The following is a 22730-nucleotide window of genomic DNA, read 5'->3' on the forward strand; positions in this document are numbered from 1 at the left end:
CTCTCGTGGCAGAAACGCGCACCGGTCCTGCTCCGGCCGACGTTCCGTTGTTCATGCGGAGGGACGGGTTCGCTCCGCCGGCCGAACTGCTGACGGGCGACCGCGCCCGGAGGGTGCCGTGGCCCGCCGGCGGATCGGCGTGGCTCGTCACGCGCCAGGCGGACGTGAAGGCGGTCCTCGCCGACTCGGGCCGGTTCAGCAGCGTCCCGTCGGCGCACGGCTTCGCGGAGGGGGAGGAGCCCGCGGGCAACCTCCTGCTGATGGACCCGCCGGACCACCACCGCCTGCGCCGGATGCTCACCGGCCAGTTCACCCAGCGGCGGATGCGGCACCTCGCCCCGCTCGTCGAGCGCATCGTCGAGGAGCACCTCGACGCGCTGGAGCGGTCGGGACCGGGGGCCGACCTCGTCGCCGAGTTCGCGCTGCCCGTGCCGTCGCTGGTGATCTGCGAGCTGCTCGGCGTGCCGTGGGAGGACCGCGGCGAGTTCAAGGAACGCAGCGCCAAGATGCTCGACCTCAGGCTGTCGGACGCCGAACGCGCCGCGGCCCAGCGCGAGATCCACGCCTACCTGGCCGGACTCGTGACCAGGATCCGGGAGAAGCCGGGCGACGACCTGCTCGGCATGCTCGTGCGCGACCGAGGCGACGAGCTGTCGACGGCGGAGGTCGCCGGGCTCGGGCTGCTGCTCCTCGTCGCCGGCCACGAGACCACCGCGAACATGCTCGCGATGGGCACCCTGGCGCTGCTCGGCCACCCGGACCAGCTCGCCGCCGTCCGCGACGACCCCGAGGCGGTGGAACCCGCGGTCGAGGAGCTGCTGCGGTGGCTGTCGATCGTGCACAACGGCGTCCCGCGCATCGCCACCACCGACGTCGAGTTCGGGGACGAGACCATCCGCGCCGGCGACCTCGTGCTGGTGGGCCTGCACACCGGCAACCACGACCCGGACTTCATCTCCGACCCCGGCACGCTCGACGTCCGCCGCGGCGAGGTCGGCCACCTCGGCTTCGGCCACGGGGTGCACCACTGCCTCGGCGCGCCCCTCGCCCGGCTTGAAATGCGCGTCGCCTTTCCCGCGCTCTTCCGCCGTTTCCCGTCACTCGCTCTTGCTGTCCCGCGCGACCAGGTCGAGTTCCGCGCCCTCAGCGCCGTCTACGGACTCGTCGCACTTCCGATTACGTGGTAATCGAATTTTCGAGATCGGGGAGAACGCTGTGAGAATTCTGATGTTCGGCCGCGGCGCGATCGCGACTTTTTACGGGTGGGCTTTCGCGGAAGCGGGTCACCAGGTGGAGTTCTACGTCCGCCCGGGCAGGGCCGCGCAGCTCCCGGCCGAGGTCGACCTGCGGATCAGGGACGGCCGGGCGCGCGGCGCCGAGGTGGACGAGCGGTGGCCGGTCACCCTGCGCGAGGACCTGGACGGCGACTACGACCTGATCGTCCTCAGCGTCAACCACGACCAGCTGGACGGCGCGGTCGAGGTGCTGGCCCCGCACGTCGGCGACGCGACCGTGCTGGTGTTCGGCAACGTGTGGGCGGACCCCGCGGCCGTGGTCTCACCGCTGCCCGCCGACCAGGTCGTCTGGGGGTTCCCCGGCGCCGGCGGCGGTTTCATCGGCTCCGAACTGCACGGCGCCCTGCTGAGGAACGTGTTCCTGGGTTTCTGCGACGACTCGAACCGCGGTGTCCGGTACCGGGCGGTGCGCGACCTGTTCCAGCGCACGGGTTTCTCGGTGTCGCGGGTGCGGGACTTCCGCGACTGGCTGTGGTTCCACTTCATCATGGACGCCGCGTTCCTCGCCCCTGTGCTGGCGGCGGGCGGCCGTGCGGGCTTCGCGAGGTCGGCCGGTGCCACCAGGGAGCCGTTCCTGCTCATCCGGGAGATGATCCCGCTGCTGAAGGCCAGGGGAGGGACCCCGCGCCTGGGCACGACCGTCGCGTCGCGCGTTCCGGCGGGGCTGCTGGGCTTCGTGCTGAGGCAGGCCCTGAGCCGGGAGAACATCTTCAGTCACGTCCTGGACCAGACCGAACGCACGGGGTACATGACCCGTGAGCCGGCAGGCGTCTACGCGAGGGACGTGCTGGCCGAAGCGCGGCGGCTCGGCGTCGCGCTGCCCAGGCTGGCGGCGCTGGAACCGGTGTTCGAGCTGGTGTGAACGGTCCGTTGTGGACGGACATCACCAGGGGATCGTCGCCGCGGCCACCGCCGGCGGCTGACCGAACCCGTTCGGTTCGAGGACACCGGCGTTGTTGATCAGCACGTCCAGCGCTTTCACGGTGCCGGCCGCCGCCACGGACTCGTCGTCGAGGACGTCGAGCTGCACGAAACGGCCGCGGCGGCCGCTTCACCGCGGGCCTTGTCGCGGCTGCCCGTCCAGGCGGAGTGGCCGGCGGCGACGAGCGCCTGCGCTCACACCGAAGCGGATTCGCTATCCGTCTGTGCTACCTTGAAACGGATAGCGCATCCGCTTTGGTGTACGAAAAGGATCGTGAGCCTCATGCCCACCACCGCAACCGTGACGCGCGAGAGCGTGGACGTAGCCGGGCGGACCCGGACCTTCACCGCCGTCGAAACCCCAGGCGCCCCGCGCCCGCTGCTGCTGGTCTTCCACGGTTCCCGCCAGGCGGGCGACGTCCACCGCGACTTCACCGGCGGCGCGTACGACGCCCTGGCGGAGTCGGGCCAGGCGGTGGTGGCCTACCTGGACGGTCACCGCGGCAACTGGAACGACGCCCGCAGCGAGAGCTACTTCCCGGCCCGCAAGGAGAACATCGACGACGTGGGCTTCGCCCGAGCGGTGGTCGAGGTCCTGGCCGGGCAACACCGCATCGACCCCGGGAAGGTGTTCGCCGTCGGCTATTCCAACGGCGGCCAGATGGTCATCCGCCTGGCCCACGAGGCACCCGGCCTGCTCGCCGGCGCCGCCGTGCTCGCCGCGACCATGCCGGTCCCCGACAACTTCCTCGCCGCGGACCCGTCACCCACCCCGCTGCCGGTCCTGCTGGTCCACGGCACGAAGGACCCGATCGTCTCCTACGAGGGCGGCGGCTTCCCCTGGTGGCAGCGGAAGTTCTTCAAGGTGGGCGGCCTCAGCCTGTCCGCGCCGCAGACCGCCGCGTACTTCGCCGAGCGCAACGGCATCACCGCGGCCCCCACGGCCTCGCGGCTGCCCCGGGTCGCGGCCGGCGACCCCACGGAGGTGGAGCGCACGTCGTACCGGGAGGACGGGCGGCCGCCGGTGGTGCTGTACACCGTCCACGGGGGTGGGCACACGATTCCCGGGCCGGCTCGGGTGCCGGGGGTGTTGGGGAAGACCAGTCATCACGTGAACATCGCGGAGTTGGTGGGAGAGTTCTTCGGGTTGGGCGGCTGACTGTCCTGTGTGGCCGGTGCCCGCCTGGTGCTGCGGGACCGGTGCTGGGGTTCTGGTGGGGCGGCGGCGGGCGAGTGGTGTGGGCGCCGGTGGGGTGGGTGGTGCTGGGTGCGAGTTGCGCTGCGGTGCCGCCGCGCCGCCACCACTCCCACCGTCTCCCCGTCCGCCGTCTCCCCACCTGAGACGGAAAAGCCTGCGCCGCAGCGCAATCACACGATCGCGGTACTGGGGCACGACCACTCCACCCGCTATAGTGAGCGTTACATACGACGCGCTCGCTGCCCAACGGCCCAGCGCGCTCCAGCGTTCCCGCCGACTGCCGCGCGACGGCATCCCCCACCGGTCCCCGCCCACCCGGCGAAAGGGCGGCGCAACCGGGGCGGCGAGACCCCAGCACCCCCAGGGAGACAAGTGAATCCGCACCACGACGCGCTGTTCATCGGCGGCGAATGGGTGGCGCCCCGGTCCACCACCAGGATCACGGTGATCGGGTCCAGCACCGAGGAGGTCCTCGGCAGCGTTCCCGACGGCAGCGAGCAGGACATGGATGCCGCCGTTGCCGCTGCCCGCGCGGCGTTCGACGATCCCACCGGCTGGTCGAGCTGGGAGCCTGGGAGGCGGGCCGACGCGCTCTACCGGCTGGCCGAGGCGCTCGAGAAGCGTGCGGCGGAGATCACGCGGGCCGTCAGCGCGCAGAACGGCATGACGATCACGCTCGCGCAGGGGATCGAGGGCGGGCTGCCCGGCGTGTTGTTGCGCTACTACGCCGACCTGGTCCGCGATGGCTCCGGCGAGGAGGTGCGGCAGGCGATGACCGGTGGGCTCACTCGCATCCGCAAGGAGCCCCTTGGTGTCGTGGCGGCGATCGTGCCGTGGAACGCGCCGCAGTTGTTGTCCGCCACGAAGTACGCGCCCGGGCTGGCCGCGGGATGCACGTTCGTCCTCAAGCCCTCGCCGGAGACGGTGCTCGACGCGGTCCTGTTCGCGGAGGCCGTCGACGAGGCGGGGCTGCCGCCGGGGGTCGTGAACGTCGTGCCCGCCGGGCGTCAGGTCGGTGCCTACCTCGTGGCGCACCCCGGTGTCGACAAGGTGGCCTTCACCGGGTCCACCGCGGCCGGGCGGCAGATCGCCGCCGCGTGCGGGGCCTTGCTGCGGCCGGTGACGCTCGAGTTCGGCGGCAAGTCGGCCGCCATCGTGCTCGACGACGCCGACCTCGGCGTCGCGATCGGGGAGCAGTTCGTCAACGCGACGCTGCTGGCGAACGGGCAGGCGTGCTTCGCGAGCACCCGCGTGCTGGCCCCGCGCAGCCGGTACGACGAGGTCGTCGAAGCGGTGTCCACTGTGGTCGGTGGGCTGACCGTCGGGGATCCGCTGGACCCCAACACGCAGGTCGGTCCGATGGCGAGCGCGCGGCAGCGTTCGCGGGTCGAGGGGTACATCGCCAAGGGCCGGTCCGACGGCGCGCGGCTGATCGTCGGCGGGTCGCGTCCCGCTGGGCTGGACAGGGGTTTCTACGTCGAGCCGACGGTGTTCGCCGACGTCGACAACGCCGACATGATCGCCCGTGAGGAGATCTTCGGGCCGGTGCTGTCGATCGTCGCCTACGACGACGTGGACGACGCGGTCCGGATCGCGAACGACTCCGAGTACGGTCCCGGCGGTTCGGTGTGGACGGACGACGAAGAGCGCGGTCTCGAGGTGGCGCGCCGCATCCGCACCGGGACGATCGGGATCAACCACTACACGGTCGACCCGGCGTCGCCGTTCGGCGGGGTCAAGGCCAGTGGGATGGGCCGCGAGTTCGGCCCGGAGGCGCTGCTCGACTACCAGCAGCTCAAGTCGATCTACCTCTGGTCCTCGCGCGAGCCCAGGTGGAGACGTCCTGCACCCGAACCGCGGGTCACGCCGACCTGCCGGTCTGGTCGACCGCGTGGGCCTGCAGGAGTCCGTTGACCCCGCGCAGGAACGTCTCGCAGACCAGTTCCGGGTCGTGCAGGCAGCCGGCGGTCATGGCGCCGTCGCGCAGCATCACGAAGTGCCGGGCGGCGGGCTCGGCGGGCTCCTCCCTGATGCGCGACAACAGGTCCGTCATGACTTCAAGGAACCACTGCCGGTGCTCGATCACGGCACGGTGCACCGGGTGCGCGGGGTCGGGGTACTCGGCGACGGCGTTGAGGAACGCGCAACCGCGGAACTCGGAGGTCCGGATGCCGTGGGCGATCGACCGGCTGATGGCGCGGACGGTGTCGGCCGCGGGCGAGCCGGCGGCGACCGCGGCCTCGATCTGGGCCTCTACGGCTCGACCGGCTTCGGTGAGGTAGGCGAGGACCAGGTCCTCCTTGCCGGGGAAGTGCCGGTACAGGGTGGCGCGGGTCACCTGCGCCTCGGCGACGATGCGGTCGATGCCGACCGAGTGGATGCCCTCCGCGTAGAAGAGCCTGGTCGCCGTTCCGAGCAGGCGCGACCGAGCTTCCGACGGTCGCCCTTGGGTTTCGCTGTGCTCCATGGTGTCCAATCTATCAGATAGAACGTTCTGTCTTGACACTTCGAGTGGAAGTGAGCATGCTGCATCTCAGATAGAACGTTCGGTCTCGTCCGCACCTCGGAAGGAACGCCATGACCACCGTCGACTCGCCCGTCGACTCACCCGCCTCCGGCACCGCGCAGGCGCTGCGCCGGTTGTACTTCGTGCGCTTCGCCTTCGCCATCGTCTGGGCGGGCGTGCTGTTCGCCACGGGCGGGGCGCTCGGGCCGCTCGGCATCGCCCTGATCGTGCTGTACCCGCTGTTCGACGTGGCCGCGGCCGTGGTCGACGTGCGCGCCTCCCGCGCCACCCAGCTCCCGTACGGCCTCTACCTCAACATCGCGATCAGCCTGGCGGCCGCGATCGGCCTCGCCTTCGCCGGTGCGTCCGGAGTGCCCGCGGTCCTGATCGTGTGGGGCGCCTGGGCCGTCATCGCCGGCCTCGTGCAGCTGGCCGTCGGCATCTCCCGCCTGAAGATGGGCGGCCAGTGGTCGATGATCCTCAGCGGCGGCATCTCGGTGTTCGCCGGTTCGGGTTTCGCCCTGGGTTCGGGCGCACCGGACGCCTCACTGACCAACGTGGCCGGATACGCGGTCCTCGGCGGTGTCTTCTTCCTCATCTCGGCGCTGCGTCTGCGCCGCACTTCCAAGGAGCTGTGACATGGTTGCGGAAACCTACGACGTCGTCGTCATCGGCGCGGGCCCGGTGGGCGAGAACGTCGCCGACCGCGCGGTCCAGGGCGGTCTGAGCGTCGCCATCGTCGAGCGCGAGCTGGTCGGCGGTGAGTGCTCCTACTGGGCGTGCATGCCGACCAAGGCGTTGCTGCGCAGCGCCGCCGCTCTCCGCGCCGTGAAGAAGCTCCCCGGCGCACGGGAGGCCGTGACCGGTGAGCTCGACGTGGCCGCCGTGCTCCGCCGCCGCGACGCCTTCGCCTCGGACTGGAAGGACGACGGCCAGGTCGCCTGGCTCGAGTCCGCCGGCATCCCGCTGTACCGCGGCCACGGCCGGATCACCGGCGAGAAGGTCGTCGAGGTGACCGGCGAGAACGGCGTCACGACGCTCACCGCGCGGCACGCCGTCGTCGTCGCGACCGGTAGCGGCGCCCTGGTCCCCGACATCGAGGGCCTGCGCGCGTCGAAGCCGTGGACGAGCCGCGAAACCGTTGCGGCGAAGGAGGTTCCCGGCCGGCTCGCCATCATCGGCGGCGGTGTCGTGGCCTCGGAGATGGCGACCGCGTTCTCGAGCCTGGGCGCGACGGTCGAGGTGCTGGCCCGCGACGGCGTGCTGCACATGCAGGAGCCGTTCGTCGGCGAGCGCGTCACCGCGGCCCTGCAGGAGGCCGGTGTGACCGTGCGCGTCGGTGCCGAGGCCGCCTCGGTGCGCCGCGACGACGACGGCACCGTGCACATCACCCTCAAGACCGGCGAGGAGGTCGAGGCGGACGAGCTGCTCGTCGCGATCGGCCGCACGCCGAACACCGAGGACATCGGCCTCGACGCGGTCGGCCTGAAGCCGGGTTCCTGGCTCACCGTCGACGACGCGATGCGCGTCCTGGGCGAGGACGGCACGCCCCTCGGCGACGGCTGGCTGTACGCGATCGGCGACGTCAACCGCCGCGTTCTCCTGACCCACCAGGGCAAGTACCAGGCCCGTGCGCTCGGCGACGGCCTCGCGGCCCGCGCCAAGGGCGAGACCGTCGACGTCGCCCCGTGGGGCCGCCACGCGGCGACCGCGGACGAGCGCGCGGTGCCGCAGGTGGTCTTCACCGAGCCCGAGATGGCGGCGGTGGGCCTCACCGCGGCCGCCGCGGAGGCCGCCGGGCTGCGCATCCGCGTCGTCGACTACGACCTCGCCGCCACCGCCGGTTCCTCGCTGCACGCCGAGGGCTACAGCGGCCACGCCCGCATGGTCGTCGACGAGGACCGCAAGGTGATCGTCGGCTTCACCCTCGTCGGCCCGGACGTCGCCGAGCTGCTGCACGCCGCGACCATCGCGATCGTCGCGGAGGTCCCGCTGGACCGGTTGTGGCACGCCGTCCCGTCGTTCCCGACCGTCAGCGAGGTGTGGCTGCGGCTGCTCGAGGCCTACGGCCGCTGATGTCACCCGCCGGTGTCCCGTGCTCTCCGGGGTGCGGGACACCGGCGTTCTCGCGAACTTGCGCGGTGGGCGAGCCGCGCGGCGGTGGTGGCGGGGTCCGGCCGGTGGCGGCGGATCTCGGCACCACCGGCAGGCCCGGCAGGTCGTGCCCCGATCGCGCACGACCTGCCGGGCGGCCGAACCGGGCGCGGCCGCAGACCCGATCCGCCCGGAGGAACGCGGTTAGGCTGGATCCGTGACCACCTCCGCCACGACGATGAAGATCGGGGAACTGGCCCGGCTGACCGGGGTCAGCGCCCGCTCGCTGCGGTATTACGAGCAGCAGGGGCTCATGCACAGCACGCGCTCCGTCGGCGGTCAGCGGCACTACGCGGCGACGGACGTATCGCGCGTCGAGGTCGTCCGCCGGCTGTTCGACGCAGGCCTGAGCAGCAAGGTGATCGCCAGGCTGCTGCCGTGCGTGGACGTCGGCGGTCCGGAGATCGCCGAGGACGCCTTCACCGCCATGGTGGGGGAACGCGACCGGCTGACCGCCGACATCGCCCGGCTCGTCGAGGCGAGGGCCGCGCTCGACGAGCTGATCGAGACCAACACCCGGTACCGGCGCGAGATCGGGGCCGGGTGAGCCGGGTCAGAGGCTCAGGTCGATGACGAGCTTGCCCTTGGCGTGCAACGACTCCACGAGCGCCAACGCCTCGTCGGCCCGCGACAGCGGGTAGGTCGCCGTGATGTGCGGGTCGAGCTTGCCCGCCACCATGAGCTCGGCGACGCGTTCGAGGCCGGCCCGGTCGACCCGGCGCTCCACCACCACGCCACCGACCTCGCCCACGGAGAAGTCCCCGATGGAGACGATCTTCCTGGCCAGCGGCGCCACGGCGCGCATCGGGTCGCCGCCGACGTTGTCCACCAGGGCGTCGAAGCCGTCCGGTGCCGCGGCGCGGAGCAGTTCCACGACGTCTCCCTGCGTGTAGTCGACGAACGTTGCGCCGGTCGACGTGACGAGGTCCCGCTTCGCCGTGCTCGCCGTGCCGGTCACCACCAGGCCGCGGTCCCGCGCGAGCTGCGCCACCGCGATGCCGACGCCGCCGCCGATCCCGTTGACCAGCAACGAGGATCCGGCGGGCAGGTCGAGCTGGTCGAGCACGTCCAGCGCCGTCGTGCCGGCGACGGGGATCGTCGCCGCCCAGGTGTCGGGCAGCGCGTCGGGGATGCGGGCCGTGGACGTGCCGAGCAGCAGCGTCGTCTCCGCGTACGTGCCCGCGCCGGTCAGCGCGAACCCGGTGACCCGGTCGCCGACGGCCAGGCCCGTCACGTCCTCGCCCACCGCGAGCACGGTTCCGGCCGCCTCCATGCCGAGCACCTGGGGGAACGGCAGCTCGCCGTTGATGAACGGGGCGTGCCCGGACCGCAGCTTGTGGTCGAGCGGGTTGACCCCGGCGGCGGCGACGCGGACGAGCACCTCGCCGGGACCGGGCACGGGGTCGGGCCGGTCGAAGGACACCTGCTCGCCGGCATCGCCGAAAGCCTTGTACCCCAACGCCTTGCTCATCGCGCTTCACTCCTCGAACTGTCATCGTGCGGACGGTTCGAAGCTATTCGTTGACACCGGTGTCAACTTCCACCCGATGTGACGCGAAGCTCAGTTCTCGACGTCCTCGAAGATCAGGAACGTCTTGGTCGACAGCACTCCGGGGATGTTCTGCAGCTGCTCCAGGACGACGCGGCGCAGGGCGTCGTTGTCCGCCGCCCTGACGAGCAGCATCACGTCGAACTCGCCGCCCATGAGCGCCATGTGCCGCACCTCGGGAATGGCCCGCAGCCGCACCTGCAGGTCCCGCCAGTCGTTCTGCCGCACCGTCATCGCCACGTACGCGGACGTCGCGAGACCCACCTTCACCGGGTCCACCCGCGCGTGGAAGCCGGTGATCACGCCGTCCGCCACGAGGCGGTCGAACCGGGCGTAGGCGTTGGCGCGCGAGATCGTCACGCGTTCGGCCAGCGCACGCCCCGACAACCGCCCGTCCGCCTCCAGTTCGGCGAGGATCCGCCGGTCGACCTCGTCCAGTTCCGCGTCCACGTGTCTCACTCCCGGGGGCAAAAGGGCTGCGCACCGGTCCAACTGGACCGGCTGAATCGAAGCGAGAAGTCAATCGTCTCGCACTTGGGCTCGGACCTAGCCGATTGGCCACCAATATAGGCAACATTCGGGCCTGGTGTAACTGCTCGTGGAGGTGCGGATGAGTGCCGGTCAGCTCAAGGCGGCCATCACCCCGGCCCGGCTGCTGGACGAGAACGGTCGCCTGGTCAGGGGAGCGTCGAAACCCGACGCCGAGGCCCTGCTCGAGGGGTACCGCAAGCTGGTGTTCGCCAGGCGGCTGAACGAACAGTGCGGCGCGCTGGTCCGTCAGGGACGGCTGGCGGTGTACCCGTCCTCGCGCGGCCAGGAGGCGTGCCAGGTCGCGTGCGCGTCCGTTCTCTCGGACGGCGACTGGCTGTTCCCCACCTACCGCGACACGGCCGCGATCGCCGCCCGCGGGGTGGACCCGGTCGAGGTGCTCACGTTGCTGCGCGGCGACTGGCACTGCGGCTACGACCCGAACGAGCACAAGGTGGCGCCCCAGGCCACCCCGCTCGCGACGCAGTTGCTGCACGCCGTCGGTGTCGCTCACGCGGCACGCCTCAAGGGCGAGGACACGGTCGTCATGGCGCTGTGCGGTGACGGCGCGACGAGCGAGGGCGACTTCCACGAGGCCTGCAACTTCGCCGCCGTCTTCAACGCGCCGGTCGTGTTCTTCGTGCAGAACAACAAGTACGCGATCTCGGTCCCTCTTGCGCGTCAGTCGGTCGCGCCGTCGCTGGCGGCCAAGGCGATCGGCTACGGCATGCCGGGCTTCCGCGTGGACGGCAACGACCTGCCGGTGCTCGAGAAGGTGCTCGGCGAGGCCGTCGCCCGTGCTCGCGCGGGGGAGGGGCCGACGCTGGTCGAGGCCGACACCTACCGCATCGAGTCGCACACCAACGCCGACGACGCCACTCGTTACCGCGAGGACGACGAGGTCGCCGAGTGGCTCCCGCGCGACCCGCTGCTGCGCGTGAGGACCTACCTGACGTCGGTGGGCGCGCTCGACGACGAACATGAGCGGGAGATCACCGCCGCCGCGGAGGAGATGGCGGCCGCGGTCCGCTCCGGCGTGGGCGCCGAGACGGTCGTCGACCCCGAGGAGATCTTCGCCCACGTCTACTCCACCCCCACGCCCCAGCTGGCGGAGCAGCGCGCGGCGCTGCGGGCCGAGCTCGACGCCGAGGAGGCCTGATGACCGCCGAGAAGATGACCATGGCGCAGGCGATCAACGCCGCGCTGCGGGACGCCATCGCGGAGGACGACTCCGTCGTGGTGTTCGGCGAGGACGTGGCCCAGCTGGGCGGCGTCTTCCGCGTCACCGACGGCCTGCACCGCGAGTTCGGCGAGAGCCGGGTCTTCGACACCCCGCTGGCCGAGTCCGGCATCGTCGGCATGGCGGTCGGCATGGCCATGAACGGCATGCGGCCGGTCGTCGAGATGCAGTTCGACGCCTTCGCGTACCCGGCGTTCGAGCAGATCGTCAGCCACGTCGCCAAGCTCGGCAACCGCACCCGCGGCAAGGTCCGGCTGCCGATCGTCATCCGCATCCCCTACGCGGGCGGCATCGGCGGCGTGGAGCACCACTGCGACTCGTCCGAGGCCTACTACGCGCACACCCCTGGACTCACCGTCGTCGCGCCGGCCACCAACGCCGACGCGTACGGCCTGCTGCGCGCGGCGATCGCCGGTTCCGACCCGGTCGTCTTCCTGGAGCCCAAGAAGCACTACTTCGCCCGCGAAGAGGTCGACGTGGCGGTGCCCGTGCCGCCCATCGGCCGCGCGGTGGTCCGCCGTCCCGGCAAGGACGCCACGCTGATCGCGTACGGCCCGTCCGTGCCGGTCGCGCTGGCCGCCGCCGAGCAGGCCGCGACCGAGGGACGCGACCTCGGCGTGGTCGACCTGCGCTCGATCGTCCCGTTCGACGACGAGACCGTCTGCGCCGAGGTCCGCAAGACCGGCCGCGCGGTCGTCGTCGCCGAGGCACCCGGTTTCGCCTCGGTGGCCTCGGAGATCGCCGCACGGGTGGGGGAGCGCTGCTTCCACCACCTGGAAGCCCCGGTCCGCCGCGTCACCGGCTTCGACGTGCCCTACCCGGCACCCAAGCTGGAGCACCACTTCCTGCCCGGCGTCGACCGGGTCCTAGACGCCGTCGACACGTTGCAGTGGGAGGACGCCGCATGAGCACCCAGGTGTTCGACCTGCCCGACCTCGGCGAGGGGCTGACCGAGGCCGTGCTCGTCCGGTGGCTCGTCAAGACCGGTGACCCCGTCGCCGTGGACGAACCGGTGGCGGAGGTCGAGACGGCGAAGGCGATGGTCGAGGTGCCGTCGCCGTTCGGCGGTGTGGTCGCGCGGCTGCACGGCGAGGAGGGCGAGACCCTCCTGGTCGGGTCTCCGTTGATCTCGGTCGGTCCCGGGCAGTCCGCCGCCGAGACCTACGTCGAGGAGGAGCGCGCCGGTTCCGGCAACGTCCTGATCGGCTACGGGACCTCGGAGACGAGCACCTCCCGCCGCCGCAGGAAGGCCGTTGCCCGTTCCACGCCGGCGGTGGCGCCCACCGGCGAACGCCCCGCGGTGCAGTCGCCGATCGTGCGCCGGCTCGCCAAGGACAACGGCGTCGACCTCACCGCGGTGACCGGCACCGGGCCCGCCGGCCTGATCACCCGCCGCGACGTCGAGGCGGCGGTCGTCGTTCCCGAGCCGGTGCCGGTGCCGGCCGCGGTGGTGTCCGATGTGGACCAGCGCACCGGCCTGCCGATCCGCACCCGCGTGCCGCTGACCGGCATGCGCAAGGCCGTCACGGCCACGCTCACCCGCAGCCGCACGGAGATCCCCGAGGCGACGACGTGGGTGGACGTCGACGCGACCGCGTTGCTCGAACTCCGCGCCGAGCTGAAGGAGACCGGTGCGGCGCCGGGACTCCTGGCGATGGTCGCCCGGTTCGTCGTGGCGGGGCTCGCCCGCTTCCCCGAGCTGAACTCCCGCGTCGACACCGACCGCGGCGAGATCACCCACCTCGACGGCGTCAACCTCGGCCTCGCCGCGCAGACCGACCGCGGACTCGTCGTCCCGTCGGTCAGGGACGCGCACCGGCTGAGCATGCGCGGCCTCGACACCGAGATCCGCAGGCTCACGGCCGCCGCCCGCGAGGGCACCGCGACAGCGGCCGAGCTCAGCTCGGGTTCCTTCACCCTCAACAACTACGGCGTGCTCGGGGTCGACGGCAGCGCCGCGATCATCAACCACCCCGAGGTCGCGATCCTCGGCATGGGCCGGATCCTGCCGCGGCCGTGGGTGGTCGACGGCGAGATCGCGGTGCGGCACATCGTGCAGCTCTCGCTCGTGTTCGACCACCGGGTGTGCGACGGCGGCACCGCGGGCGGGTTCATCCGGTTCGTCGCCGACTGCGTCGAGAACCCGAAGTCGGCGATGGCGGACCTCTAGCGCCACCGGTCAAGCCACGTGCGTCCACGCACAAGTCCCGGCAGCGGCCTCCTGCGAGCGTGACGGCAAGCACCGGCACGCATCGCAGGAGGACGCCATGACACTCACCGCCGAGCCGCGGACGGGGTTCACCACCGGCCTGTTCGTCGACGGCACCTGGCCGGACGCGGCGGAGACGTTCGAGGACCTCAACCCCGCGACCGGCGAGGTGCCGGCCAGGGTCTCGCACGGCAGCGCCGCGGACGTGGACCGGGCGGTGCGAGCCGCCCGTGCCGCGCTGGACGGTGCCTGGGGCGACACACCCGGTGTCACGCGCGGGGTGTTGCTGAACCGGCTCGCCGAACTCGTGGAACGGGACGCGCGGGTGCGGTGTGGGTCAACGGGTGGGCGGCCATCGACCCCGCCCTTCCCCGGGGCGGCATGAAGTCGAGCGGCGTCGGTCGTGAGCTCGGCTGGTCCGGCATCCTCGCCAGCACCGAGGAGAAGGTCGTGACGATCGTCCTCTGAGGACGGTTCTTGCGGTACTCGCGCGGCGACGGGCCGAACGCGCCGCGGACGAGCCGCGAGAAGTGCGCCGGATCGGTGAAACCCCAGCGGTGGCCGACGTTCGCGATCGGGACGTCGGCGCACCGCGGGTCGGCGAGGTCGCGGCGGCAGCGTTCCAGGCGGCGGCCGCGGATCATCGCCGACACCGAGATGCCCTCCGCCTCGAAGACCTTCTGCAGGTGGCGGACGGAGACGAAGTGCGCGCTTAGCTCCGCGCTCAGGCCCTTCATCAGCGGTGCGATGAGCGAGCCCGGCCCGGTGTCGCCCGCGAGGCGCACGGCGGTCAGCCCGGCCATCTGGTGCTCTGGCAGCCGGACGAGCCTGCGGGGGAACATGGCGATGGTCATGCGGAAGTCGTCGCTGAACGAGATGCGGTACGGCCGGGAGGTGTCGTAGATGGCGAGGTCGCCGGGCGGCAGCCGGGCCCGCCGGTCGTCCTGGCGGATCAGCCGCCGGGTGCGTTCGGCGACGGCGTGCGAGGCCGCCACCTCGGCCAGCAGGACCGAGCCCAGCGGCGCGGACCCGACGTCACCGCTGAAGCTCGCCGCGTCCGACACGCGGCGGCACGAAGGTGCCGCAGATGCTGTGTTCCCAGGCCTCGAACGTCGCTGTGGTCACTGCTGTCTCCTCGCTGAGACGCCGGTCACGCCGGTCAATACTCACCGAATGTTCGTTCGGTCAACTACCCTGCCCGGCAACGGGCGACGAGGAGGACGTGATGCTGGACCTGAGCCCTCGGCCGGGTGACCTGGAGCCGATCGAGACGGCGTCGGTGGACGAGCTGCGCGCGTTGCAGCTCGAACGGCTGCGGTGGTCGGTCCGGCACGCGTACGAGAACGTGCCGCACTACCGCGCGGCCTTCGACGCGGCGGGCGTGCACCCCGACGACGTGAAGACGTTGGGGGACCTGGCGAAGCTGCCGTTCACCACCAAGGCCGACCTGCGCGACAACTACCCGTTCGGCATGTTCGCGGTGCCGCGGCAGGAGGTCGTGCGCGTGCACGCCTCCTCCGGCACGACCGGCCGCCCGACCGTGGTCGGCTACACGCGCGACGACCTCGGCACGTGGGCGACCGTGGTGGCGCGCAGCATCCGCGCGGCCGGCGGGCGTCAGGGGCACGTCCTGCACAACGCCTACGGCTACGGGCTCTTCACCGGCGGCCTCGGCGCGCACGCGGGCGCGGAGAAGCTCGGCTGCACGGTCGTCCCGGTGTCCGGCGGCATGACCGAACGCCAGGTGCAGCTCATCCGCGACTTCGAGCCCGACGTCATCATGGTCACGCCGTCCTACATGCTCTCGATCATCGACGAGATGGAGCGCCAGGGCGTCGACCCGCGCTCGACGTCGTTGAAGGTCGGCATCTTCGGCGCCGAGCCGTGGACCAACGACATGCGCGCCGAGATGGAGCGCCGCCTCGACATGCACGCCGTGGACATCTACGGCCTGTCCGAGGTGATCGGGCCGGGCGTGGCGAGCGAGTGCGTGGAGACCAAGGACGGCCTGCACGTCTGGGAGGACCACTTCTACCCGGAGGTCATCGACCCGGTCACCGGTGAGGTGCTGCCCGACGGCGAGGAGGGCGAGCTCGTCTTCACCTCGCTCACCAAGCAGGCCATGCCGATCATCCGCTACCGCACCCGCGACCTGACCCGCCTGCTGCCGGGCACCGCCCGGTCCATGCGCCGCATCGAGAAGATCACCGGCCGCACCGACGACATGATCATCCTGCGCGGCGTGAACCTCTTCCCGACCCAGATCGAGGAGCTGATCCTGCGCGTGCCGGCGCTCTCGCCGCACTTCCAGTGCGTGCTGAGCCGCACGGGCAACCTCGACGACCTGACCGTCCTGGTCGAGCACCGCGAGGACGCCGTCGCGGGAGACGCGGGGGCCGAGCTCAGGAAGCTCGTGAAGAACTCGATCGGTGTCACGGTCGCGGTCGAGGTGGTCGCGCCGGGCGGGATCGAACGTTCCGTGGGCAAGATGAAGCGGATCGTGGACCGGCGACCACCCAGGTGAGCGCGTTTGTCACCTGATCCAGCGGTTTAGCCCCGTTGTGACGGAATCCGTGATCTGGTCTCCTCACCATGCTCTGCATGACCGGAACACCGATCTTCGACGAGCTCTACGCCAAGTACGTGCTCGCCACACCTCCGGCGGCACCGCGCCCCGAGGCGTCCGTGGTCGTGCCGCGTGAGCCGCGGTACGACCAGGTCGTGCCGCAGTTCGCGGGACTCGTCGACACGCCGGTGTGGCCCAGCTGAGGTCCTGGGGGACGGCTCTGGTGTGATCGCCGCGGTGACCACACCAGAGACGGGGCGCGTTCGTGGTTCAGGAGCGCACCCCGGGGCGGGTCACTTCTTCAAGGCGGCCTTCTTGTACGCCTCGTACTGCTTTTCGCCTCCTCCGCGTCCTTGGCCGTGTAACAGCCGACCGCGTGTTCGACACTGATGCTCTCGGTGCTGAGCAGTTCCTCCTTGTTCGCGTTCGGGGCGTCCGCGGTCCTCGCGAGCGAACCGAAGTGGTAGTGCGGCGACACCTTCTCGAAGAGCACGCACAGGTCGCCGTACGGGACGCCGACGAGGCCGGGGATGACGTAGATGCCGGCCGGGGCGTTGTTGTCGTCCGTGCCCGCGGGGTACCTGGCATCGATCACCGTGCCCTCCCGCAGCTCGCCGACGTCTCGGTCGTACGTGCGGTGCACCACGTACTTCCCCGGCTCGTTGATTATCATCCACAGCAGGTCCGCGACCGACAGCCGTCTCGACCTCCCCGCGGGTCTGTCCGAGCCACCCGCGGGCGCCCCGCCCGGCGTGCCGGTGCCGGGCGTGGAGGGGCGTGTGCGCCAAGTGGCCAGCCATGCCGGCGTGGTCATCGCGAGCAGCGACCTGACCACTTCCTGGTTCAGATAGTTCGCCCAGCGCGCCTGCTGCGCCCACTGGACCCAGTCCTGCGCACGGGGAACGAGGGGTGCGGCGGTCGCGAAGGAGCGCCGCACCGACTGGCGCACGACGTACCGGAGTTGCGGGCGCAGTGCCCACACCATCGAGGTCATCGCCCCTCCTCCGTCAAACCGCCCGCGGCGAGCTCGGCGAGCGCCGCCTTGGTGTCCTCGGCGATCCAGGTCAGCAGGTCGTGCTCGCTGACCTGCGCCCACTGCGCGGGATCGGCCTTCGCGGCCTCGGCGAGGTCGGCGGCGAGGCCGGCGGCGATCCGCTCGGCCAGCTCGCTCGCGAGCGGCGGCTGGACGTCCGCGGCCGCCTTGCCGCCCGCCACCGCCGACTTCGGCGAGGTCGCCTCTCCGGTCTCCGTGATCTCTGAATTTCGTTTGGACACAGGTGTTTCTTCCATGGTTCGGAGTATCCCGCCGCGGAGAACCGCGGGCCATGGACCGAACGGAGGCGCTCGCAGGGCTGTTATGGCTTGTCCCGCAAGGGAAAACGGGTTCGGGGAGACCTGGTCGATCAACTGCTGTCATGCCTCCGTTGCGCGCGATCGGCAGGCGCTAGTCGGCGGCGCAGGACGCCTCCGGCACGCCCGCGTTCGCCGCGTTGTCGATGTTGTCCTCCACCCACACCCGCAGCATCCGCAACGGCACCGCCGCGCTGCTCCCCAGTTCGGTGAGCGAGTACTCCACGTGCAGCGGCACGGCGGGGTAGATGGTGCGGTCGACGAAACCGAACTCCTCCAGCCGGCGCAGGGTCTGGGTCAGCACCTTCGGGCTGACCCCCTGCAGGTGTCGCTGCAGCTCGCCGAACCGCTGCGGGCCCTCCTCCAGCGCGCCGATCGCCAGTGCCGACCACTTGTTCGCCAGCAGGTCGAGCATCGCCCGGCACGGGCACTGCGCGGCGTACACGTCGTGGTCGGAATGCTGCCCTGTGAGACATACAGTGGTCATTGCGAGCCTCTCACCTGCATGCTTCCCGATGGGAAGTACTAGCCCTTGCGGGTAACTATAACCCTGGGGATACGTTGCTGGAGCCAGGGGAGAGAACTTCCCGAGAGCGTGACCCAGGGAGAGAGTCCAGTGTCTGAATCATCGATGCGCGCCGTGGTCCAGGACGCCCTCGGCGGTCCCGAGGTGCTGTCGGTGCGGGAAGTGCCGCGTCCGGAGCCGTTGCCGACCGAGGTCCGGGTGAAGGTGCACGCCGCCGGGATCAACCCCGTCGACTGGAAGACCCGCGCCGGTGGCGGGATGGCCGGTGTGCTCGGGGAACCGCCGTTCATCCTCGGCTGGGACGTGTCCGGTGTCGTGGAGAAGGTCGGTTTCGGCGTCACGACGCTGAAGGAGGGCGACGAGGTCTACGGCATGCCGTGGTTCCCGCGGCAGGCCGGTGCCTACGCCGAGTACGTGACCGCGCCCGCGCGGCAGTTCGTCCTCAAGCCCTCCAGCGTCGGCCACGAGCAGGCGGCGGCGGTCCCGCTGGCCGCGCTGACGGCGTGGCAGGCGTTGGTGGACACGGCTCACGTCACGTCCGGCCAGCGCGTTCTCGTCCACGCCGCCGCGGGCGGAGTCGGCCACCTGGCCGTCCAGTTCGCGAAGCACCTCGGCGCCCACGTGATCGGCACCGCCAGCGCCCGCAGCCACGACTGGCTCACGAAGCTCGGCGTCGACGAGGTCGTCGACTACACCGAGGTCCGGTTCGAGGACGTGGTGTCCGACGTCGACGTCGTGATCGACCTCGTCGGCGACGGCCACGACCACACCAGCACCCGGTCGCTGGAGGTGTTGCGGCCCGGTGGTCTCCTCGTCGCCGTCCCCGGTGGGGCGTCACCCGAACTGGTCGCCGCCGGTGAGGCGAAGGGCCTGCGCGTCTCGGCCTTCCTGGTCGAGCCGGACGGTCCCGCGCTCGCCCGCATCGCCGAGCTGATCGACGCCGGCGAGGTGGTGGTCGAGGTCGAGGAGACGTTCCCGCTCGAGGAGGTCGCCCGGGCCCACGCCCGCGGTGAGTCCAACCGCACCCGTGGCAAGCTCGTCCTGCGCGTTTCCTGACGCTGAAACCATTGGAGCAGCTGATGTTCTACGAGATCCGCCGGTACCAGACCCGGCCGGGGCGGCGGGACGACTGGGTCCGGTACATGGAGGAGGTCGTCATCCCCTTCCAGGTGCAGCAGGGGATGTCGGTCACCGCGTCGTTCGTCGACGAGGAGGACCCGGACGGCTACGTCTGGATCCGCCGGTTCGCCGACGAGGAGGAGCGGATCGCGTTGTACGCCAACGTCTACGAGAGCGAGCGGTGGCAGCAGGAGATCGGTCCCGCCGTGCGGGAGCTGCTGCTGGTGGACCAGATCAAGGTCACCAGGGCCGTGCCGACCGCCGTGTCGGGGCTGAGGTGACCTAGGTCTGGATGCCGCGCAGGATCATCGCGCAGATCTGGTCCGCGAGCTCACCCGGCCTGCGCCCGCGTTGCGGCTTGTACCACTCGGCCAGCGAGTTGATCGTGCCGAACAACAACCGGGCCGTGGTGCGCGCGTCGAGGTCGGCGCGCACGTCCCCCTCGTCGATCGCCTCCTGCACCACCCCGGCGATCACCTTGTCGAACGTGCGCCGCTGTTCGAGCGCCCACCGCTCGGTCTCCGTGTTGCCGTGCACGCTCAGCAGCAGCTTCACGTACGGCAGTTCGGCGGCGAGGATCTCGACGTTGCGCTTGATCAGGTAGGAGAGGCGGTCGAGGGCGCGGCCGGTGGTCGCGCCCTCCTCGGTGGTGCTGGCCATCAACGGTTCCAGCGCGCGTTCAAGGCCCAGGCGCAGCAGCTGTTCCTTGCTCTCGACGTGGTGGTAGATCGAGGACCTGGACAGCCCGGACGCCTGGGTCAGGTGCTGGAAGCTCGTGCCGTCGTAACCGCGTTCGGTGAACACCCGCACGGCGACCTCCAGCAACCGCTCGAGGGTGTAGGGCGTCTGCCAGCGCCCGCGCCGGGGTGTCTCGCTCACCCCGTCATCGTCCCACGCGGTGATCGCGTTCCGCGGCGGGTGCGCGAGACGGCAACTCCGGTGCGCCGCACGTCAACTCGCGGGCCCGTCCGCGTCACACAGTGGCACCCGTCACCGAGTGGAGAGGGTTGCCATGCGCAGCAGCGACTACGTCATCGTCGGCGCCGGATCGGCGGGGAGCGCGCTCGCGCGCCGGCTGCTGGACGCGGGCAGGACAGTGCAGGGCCTCGGCGGGGCACGTGTTCGCCACGGCCGAGCACATGGTGACCAGCGGTGCCGACCGGTTGCTCGCCCTGGCGGGCCGCATCACCGACCAGGTTCCCGGTGAGGAGGTCACCGACGTGCGGCGGTCCGCGCTGCGGATGGAGCTGGTCTCCGTCCTCCAGCAGTTCCAGCGCGCCGTCGACCTGCTGCTGGACCTGCACGGTTCCAGCGCCTTCGCCCTCGACAACCCGTTGCAGCGGTTCTGGCGGGACCTCAACGTCGGTGCCCGGCACGCCCAGACCACGTCGTACCTCACCGTCGAGAACCACGGCCTGCTGACGACCGGGGCGGGGCCGCTCCTGCCGTTCTGAGCGGCCCGCCCGGGGCAGCCGCGGCCTGCGGCTGCCCCGTCCTCCCGTTCTAGTTCTTGGCCACCAGTGTGAGGACGTCGTAGGTGGCGACCGGGTCCCCGTCCTGGTTCGTCACCACGGCGTCCCACCGCACCTCGCCGTACTCGGCGTTGGACCGCGGCGTGATCTGCTTGACCGTCAACGTCACCGAGATCGTGTCGCCCGCCTTCACCGGCGTCAGGAACCGCAGGCCGTCCACGCCGAAGTTCGCGAGCACCGGACCGGGGTTCGGCTCCACGAACAGCCCGGCCGCGAGCGACACCACCAGGTAGCCGTGCGCCACGATCCCGCCGAACAACGGGTTCGCGGCCGCCGCCTCGGGATCGGTGTGGGCGTAGAACGTGTCGCCGGTGAACTCGGCGAAGTGGTCGATGTCGGCGAGCGTGACCTGCCGCGTGCCCGACTCGACGAAGTCACCGATCTTCAGCTCCGCCAACGACTTGCGGAACGGGTGCACGTCGTCGGCCAGGCGCTGCGACCCGGTGGTCCAGCGGCCGGTGATCGCCGTGAGCATGTCCGGCGACGCCTGGATCGCGGTGCGCTGCATGTGGTGCAGCACGCCGCGCACGCCGCCCAGCTCCTCGCCGCCACCGGCACGGCCGGGACCGCCGTGCACGAGCATCGGGAGTGGGGATCCGTGCCCGGTCGACTCCTTGGCGTCGTCGCGGTCCAGCACCAGGATCCGGCCGTGCCACGGCGCTACGCCCAGCACGACCTGGCGGGCGACGGCGGGGTCGTGCGTCACGACCGAGCCCACCAGGCTGCCCTTGCCGCGGGCGGCGAGTTCCACGGCCTCCGCGGTGGTGCGGTAGGTGATCACGGTGCTGACCGGGCCGAACGGCTCGACGTCGTGCGGTTCGGTGGCGTCCGCGCGGGCGCGCAGCAGCACGGGGGAGAGGAACGCGCCGCGCTCGGCGTCCGCGTCGACGAGCTGCACGTCGTTCGGGTCGCCGAAGACGATCTCGGCGGAGTTGCGCAGCGACTCGACGGCCTTGCGGACCTCGTCGCGCTGCCCGAGCGACGCCAGCGCGCCCATCCGCACGCTCTCGTCGGCCGGGTTGCCGACGGTGATCTTCGCCAGGCGCGCGGCGATGGCCTCGGTCACCTCGCCGGCGATCTGCTCCGGCACGATCGCGCGCCGGATCGCCGTGCACTTCTGGCCCGCCTTGACGGTCATCTCGGCGACGACGCCCTTGACGAACAGGTCGAACTCGGGGTCCTCCGGCCGCACGTCGGGGCCGAGGATCGAGCAGTTCAGCGAGTCCGCCTCGACCTGCAGGCGCACGCCGCTGTGCTGGACGTTCGGGTGATTGCGCAGGATCCCGGCGGTGTGCGCGGAACCGGTGAACGCCACCGAGTCCTGCTCGTCGAGCACGTCGAGCAGACCGCGCGGGCTGCCGGACAGCAGCTGCAGCGAGCCCTCGGGGAGGATGCCGGACTCGATGATCCGGCGGACCACGGCCTCGGTCAGGTACGAGGTCTGCGACGCGGGCTTCACGATGCTCGGCAGGCCGGCGAGGAACGCGGGCGCGAGCTTCTCCAGCATGCCCCACACGGGGAAGTTGAACGCGTTGATCTGCACCGCCACACCAGGGCGTGAGGTGTAGATGTGCTGGCCGAGGAACGTGCCCTCGCGGCCGAGGCGTTCGAGGTTGCCGTCCAGCACGACGATGTCGTTCGGCAGCTCGCGCACGCCCTTGCTGGCGAAGCTGAACAGCGTGCCGAACCCGCCGTCGATGTCGACCATCGAGTCGCGCTTGGTCGCACCCGTGCGGTACGACAACTCGTACAGCGAGTCCTTGTCCGCGCTGAGGTGCTTGGCGAGCTCCTTGATGAGCAGGGCGCGCTGGTGGAACGTCAGCTCGCGGATCGCCGGGCCGCCGACGCGCCGGGCGTGGTCGGTCATCTGGCGCAGGTCGAGGCCCTCGCTCGACAACCGCGCGACCTCTTCACCGGTGACCGCGTCGAGCAGCGGTTCTCCCTCGGCCCGGGCGCGGAACCACCGGCCGGCGGCGTAGCTCTCCAACAGTGCGGTCACTGTGCGGGTCCCTTCGCTGACTGTTGCACTTCGCGGCT

At 71.2% G+C, this 22730-nt stretch carries 26 protein-coding genes and 1 pseudogene; 17 read left to right on the forward strand and 10 right to left on the reverse strand.

The window, feature by feature from the left end; translation table 11 throughout:
- Positions 1 to 5 precede the first annotated feature (5 nt).
- Both ND450_RS01810 and ND450_RS01815 read left to right on the forward strand, forming a co-directional pair.
- Positions 6 to 1187 (forward strand): cytochrome P450, encoded by a 1182-nt coding sequence (locus ND450_RS01810; RefSeq protein ID WP_253324418.1) that lies wholly within the window; start codon positions 6 to 8, stop codon positions 1185 to 1187.
- A gap of 28 nt (positions 1188 to 1215) precedes the next feature.
- Positions 1216 to 2157 (forward strand): ketopantoate reductase family protein, encoded by a 942-nt coding sequence (locus ND450_RS01815; protein ID WP_253324419.1) that lies wholly within the window; start codon positions 1216 to 1218, stop codon positions 2155 to 2157.
- 21 nt (positions 2158 to 2178) lie between these two features.
- On the opposite strand, the gene ND450_RS01820 is transcribed toward ND450_RS01815, so the two are convergent.
- Positions 2179 to 2325 carry a hypothetical protein gene (locus tag ND450_RS01820; RefSeq protein ID WP_253324420.1) on the reverse strand — a complete coding sequence of 49 codons (147 nt, stop codon included), beginning with the start codon at positions 2323 to 2325 and terminating at the stop codon, positions 2179 to 2181.
- 174 nt (positions 2326 to 2499) lie between these two features.
- On the opposite strand from ND450_RS01820, the gene ND450_RS01825 reads away from it, so the two are divergent.
- The gene (locus tag ND450_RS01825; RefSeq protein WP_253324421.1) at positions 2500 to 3375 is read left to right on the forward strand and encodes a PHB depolymerase family esterase; all 876 of its coding nucleotides are present in this window, start codon (positions 2500 to 2502) and stop codon (positions 3373 to 3375) included.
- Between the two features lie 411 nt (positions 3376 to 3786).
- Positions 3787 to 5328: an aldehyde dehydrogenase gene (locus ND450_RS01830; protein ID WP_253324422.1), complete on the forward strand. Its 1542-nt coding sequence runs from the start codon at positions 3787 to 3789 to the stop codon at positions 5326 to 5328.
- Here the strand turns inward: ND450_RS01830 and ND450_RS01835 are convergent.
- Complete coding sequence (locus tag ND450_RS01835) at positions 5276 to 5881, reverse strand: TetR/AcrR family transcriptional regulator (protein WP_253324423.1); 606 nt, start codon at positions 5879 to 5881, stop codon at positions 5276 to 5278. The two genes, ND450_RS01830 and ND450_RS01835, sit on opposite strands and share 53 nt — an antisense overlap.
- A 110-nt stretch (positions 5882 to 5991) precedes the next feature.
- On the opposite strand from ND450_RS01835, the gene ND450_RS01840 reads away from it, so the two are divergent.
- The 3 genes from ND450_RS01840 to ND450_RS01850 all read left to right on the forward strand — a co-directional run bounded on the left by ND450_RS01840 (position 5992) and on the right by ND450_RS01850 (position 8621).
- A complete protein-coding gene (locus ND450_RS01840) occupies positions 5992 to 6558 on the forward strand; it encodes a hypothetical protein (protein ID WP_089916108.1) in 567 nt (188 codons plus the stop codon).
- A 1-nt stretch (position 6559) separates the two neighbouring features.
- Positions 6560 to 7996 (forward strand): NAD(P)/FAD-dependent oxidoreductase, encoded by a 1437-nt coding sequence (locus tag ND450_RS01845; protein WP_253324424.1) that lies wholly within the window; start codon positions 6560 to 6562, stop codon positions 7994 to 7996.
- A 235-nt stretch (positions 7997 to 8231) separates the two neighbouring features.
- Positions 8232 to 8621 (forward strand): MerR family transcriptional regulator, encoded by a 390-nt coding sequence (locus ND450_RS01850; protein ID WP_371927627.1) that lies wholly within the window; start codon positions 8232 to 8234, stop codon positions 8619 to 8621.
- 6 nt (positions 8622 to 8627) lie between these two features.
- Here the strand turns inward: ND450_RS01850 and ND450_RS01855 are convergent, their stop codons facing one another.
- Entirely contained in the window at positions 8628 to 9545 is a 918-nt protein-coding gene (locus ND450_RS01855) for an NADP-dependent oxidoreductase (RefSeq protein ID WP_253324425.1), read from the reverse strand.
- Between the two features lie 90 nt (positions 9546 to 9635).
- Positions 9636 to 10073, reverse strand: coding sequence for an Lrp/AsnC family transcriptional regulator (locus ND450_RS01860; RefSeq protein ID WP_253324426.1), 438 nt, complete (start codon positions 10071 to 10073; stop codon positions 9636 to 9638).
- Between the two features lie 160 nt (positions 10074 to 10233).
- Between ND450_RS01860 and pdhA the strand changes: the two genes are divergently transcribed.
- The 5 genes from pdhA to ND450_RS01885 all read left to right on the forward strand — a co-directional run bounded on the left by pdhA (position 10234) and on the right by ND450_RS01885 (position 14068).
- The gene (gene pdhA / locus ND450_RS01865) at positions 10234 to 11310 is read left to right on the forward strand and encodes a pyruvate dehydrogenase (acetyl-transferring) E1 component subunit alpha (RefSeq protein ID WP_253324427.1); all 1077 of its coding nucleotides are present in this window, start codon (positions 10234 to 10236) and stop codon (positions 11308 to 11310) included.
- Positions 11310 to 12299, forward strand: coding sequence for an alpha-ketoacid dehydrogenase subunit beta (locus ND450_RS01870; protein WP_253324428.1), 990 nt, complete (start codon positions 11310 to 11312; stop codon positions 12297 to 12299). The genes pdhA and ND450_RS01870 overlap by 1 nt, the downstream gene beginning before the upstream one ends.
- Positions 12296 to 13561 (forward strand): dihydrolipoamide acetyltransferase family protein, encoded by a 1266-nt coding sequence (locus tag ND450_RS01875; protein WP_253324429.1) that lies wholly within the window; start codon positions 12296 to 12298, stop codon positions 13559 to 13561. Before ND450_RS01870 ends, ND450_RS01875 begins: the two co-directional genes overlap by 4 nt.
- 97 nt (positions 13562 to 13658) lie before the next feature.
- Positions 13659 to 13985: an aldehyde dehydrogenase family protein gene (locus tag ND450_RS01880; protein WP_253324430.1), complete on the forward strand. Its 327-nt coding sequence runs from the start codon at positions 13659 to 13661 to the stop codon at positions 13983 to 13985.
- Entirely contained in the window at positions 13931 to 14068 is a 138-nt protein-coding gene (locus ND450_RS01885; protein WP_253327839.1) for a hypothetical protein, read from the forward strand. Before ND450_RS01880 ends, ND450_RS01885 begins: the two co-directional genes overlap by 55 nt.
- 20 nt (positions 14069 to 14088) lie before the next feature.
- Here ND450_RS01885 and ND450_RS01890 read toward each other — a convergent pair.
- A pseudogene (locus ND450_RS01890) lies at positions 14089 to 14664 on the reverse strand (helix-turn-helix domain-containing protein); the annotation flags it as partial.
- A 161-nt stretch (positions 14665 to 14825) separates the two neighbouring features.
- Here ND450_RS01890 and paaK point away from each other — a divergent pair.
- On the forward strand, positions 14826 to 16124 hold the full coding sequence (paaK, locus tag ND450_RS01895) for a phenylacetate--CoA ligase PaaK (RefSeq protein WP_253324431.1): 1299 nt from the start codon (positions 14826 to 14828) through the stop codon (positions 16122 to 16124).
- Positions 16125 to 16201: 77 nt separating this feature from the next.
- A complete protein-coding gene (locus ND450_RS01900) occupies positions 16202 to 16369 on the forward strand; it encodes a hypothetical protein (RefSeq protein WP_253324432.1) in 168 nt (55 codons plus the stop codon).
- A gap of 98 nt (positions 16370 to 16467) precedes the next feature.
- Here the strand turns inward: ND450_RS01900 and ND450_RS01905 are convergent, their stop codons facing one another.
- The 3 genes from ND450_RS01905 to ND450_RS01915 all read right to left on the reverse strand — a co-directional run bounded on the left by ND450_RS01905 (position 16468) and on the right by ND450_RS01915 (position 18003).
- Positions 16468 to 17160 carry a hypothetical protein gene (locus ND450_RS01905; RefSeq protein WP_253324433.1) on the reverse strand — a complete coding sequence of 231 codons (693 nt, stop codon included), beginning with the start codon at positions 17158 to 17160 and terminating at the stop codon, positions 16468 to 16470.
- Positions 17157 to 17456, reverse strand: coding sequence for a hypothetical protein (locus ND450_RS01910; protein ID WP_253324434.1), 300 nt, complete (start codon positions 17454 to 17456; stop codon positions 17157 to 17159). Before ND450_RS01910 ends, ND450_RS01905 begins: the two co-directional genes overlap by 4 nt.
- Before the next feature lie 154 nt (positions 17457 to 17610).
- Positions 17611 to 18003 carry a helix-turn-helix domain-containing protein gene (locus ND450_RS01915; protein WP_089916086.1) on the reverse strand — a complete coding sequence of 131 codons (393 nt, stop codon included), beginning with the start codon at positions 18001 to 18003 and terminating at the stop codon, positions 17611 to 17613.
- A 144-nt stretch (positions 18004 to 18147) separates the two neighbouring features.
- Here ND450_RS01915 and ND450_RS01920 point away from each other — a divergent pair, with 144 nt between their 5' ends.
- Positions 18148 to 19098 (forward strand): NADP-dependent oxidoreductase, encoded by a 951-nt coding sequence (locus tag ND450_RS01920; protein ID WP_253327840.1) that lies wholly within the window; start codon positions 18148 to 18150, stop codon positions 19096 to 19098.
- Positions 19099 to 19109: 11 nt separating this feature from the next.
- Positions 19110 to 19442 carry an NIPSNAP family protein gene (locus ND450_RS01925; RefSeq protein ID WP_253324435.1) on the forward strand — a complete coding sequence of 111 codons (333 nt, stop codon included), beginning with the start codon at positions 19110 to 19112 and terminating at the stop codon, positions 19440 to 19442.
- Between the two features lies 1 nt (position 19443).
- Here the strand turns inward: ND450_RS01925 and ND450_RS01930 are convergent, their stop codons facing one another.
- Complete coding sequence (locus ND450_RS01930) at positions 19444 to 20040, reverse strand: TetR/AcrR family transcriptional regulator (protein WP_253324436.1); 597 nt, start codon at positions 20038 to 20040, stop codon at positions 19444 to 19446.
- A 239-nt stretch (positions 20041 to 20279) separates the two neighbouring features.
- Between ND450_RS01930 and ND450_RS01935 the strand changes: the two genes are divergently transcribed.
- Positions 20280 to 20615, forward strand: a complete 336-nt coding sequence (locus ND450_RS01935; RefSeq protein WP_253324437.1) for a hypothetical protein — start codon at positions 20280 to 20282, stop codon at positions 20613 to 20615.
- A 49-nt stretch (positions 20616 to 20664) separates the two neighbouring features.
- On the opposite strand, the gene paaZ is transcribed toward ND450_RS01935, so the two are convergent.
- Positions 20665 to 22692, reverse strand: a complete 2028-nt coding sequence (gene paaZ, locus ND450_RS01940) for a phenylacetic acid degradation bifunctional protein PaaZ (protein WP_253324438.1) — start codon at positions 22690 to 22692, stop codon at positions 20665 to 20667.
- Positions 22693 to 22730: the final 38 nt, after the last annotated feature.

The organism is Lentzea sp. HUAS12, from assembly GCF_024125735.1.
Classification (GTDB): domain Bacteria; phylum Actinomycetota; class Actinomycetes; order Mycobacteriales; family Pseudonocardiaceae; genus Lentzea; species Lentzea albida.

Excerpts from the sequence above, each read along its gene's own strand:
- ND450_RS01825 (WP_253324421.1), top strand. The coding sequence starts at position 2,500 with ATGCCCACCACCGCAACCGTGACGCGCGAGAGCGTGGACGTAGCCGGG.
- ND450_RS01835 (WP_253324423.1), bottom strand. The coding sequence starts at position 5,881 with ATGGAGCACAGCGAAACCCAAGGGCGACCGTCGGAAGCTCGGTCGCGC.
- ND450_RS01840 (WP_089916108.1), top strand. The coding sequence starts at position 5,992 with ATGACCACCGTCGACTCGCCCGTCGACTCACCCGCCTCCGGCACCGCG.
- ND450_RS01845 (WP_253324424.1), top strand. The coding sequence starts at position 6,560 with ATGGTTGCGGAAACCTACGACGTCGTCGTCATCGGCGCGGGCCCGGTG.
- ND450_RS01855 (WP_253324425.1), bottom strand. The coding sequence starts at position 9,545 with ATGAGCAAGGCGTTGGGGTACAAGGCTTTCGGCGATGCCGGCGAGCAG.
- pdhA (WP_253324427.1), top strand. The coding sequence starts at position 10,234 with ATGAGTGCCGGTCAGCTCAAGGCGGCCATCACCCCGGCCCGGCTGCTG.
- ND450_RS01870 (WP_253324428.1), top strand. The coding sequence starts at position 11,310 with ATGACCGCCGAGAAGATGACCATGGCGCAGGCGATCAACGCCGCGCTG.
- ND450_RS01875 (WP_253324429.1), top strand. The coding sequence starts at position 12,296 with ATGAGCACCCAGGTGTTCGACCTGCCCGACCTCGGCGAGGGGCTGACC.
- ND450_RS01880 (WP_253324430.1), top strand. The coding sequence starts at position 13,659 with ATGACACTCACCGCCGAGCCGCGGACGGGGTTCACCACCGGCCTGTTC.
- paaK (WP_253324431.1), top strand. The coding sequence starts at position 14,826 with ATGCTGGACCTGAGCCCTCGGCCGGGTGACCTGGAGCCGATCGAGACG.
- ND450_RS01900 (WP_253324432.1), top strand. The coding sequence starts at position 16,202 with ATGACCGGAACACCGATCTTCGACGAGCTCTACGCCAAGTACGTGCTC.
- ND450_RS01905 (WP_253324433.1), bottom strand. The coding sequence starts at position 17,160 with ATGACCTCGATGGTGTGGGCACTGCGCCCGCAACTCCGGTACGTCGTG.
- ND450_RS01910 (WP_253324434.1), bottom strand. The coding sequence starts at position 17,456 with ATGGAAGAAACACCTGTGTCCAAACGAAATTCAGAGATCACGGAGACC.
- ND450_RS01915 (WP_089916086.1), bottom strand. The coding sequence starts at position 18,003 with ATGACCACTGTATGTCTCACAGGGCAGCATTCCGACCACGACGTGTAC.
- ND450_RS01920 (WP_253327840.1), top strand. The coding sequence starts at position 18,148 with ATGCGCGCCGTGGTCCAGGACGCCCTCGGCGGTCCCGAGGTGCTGTCG.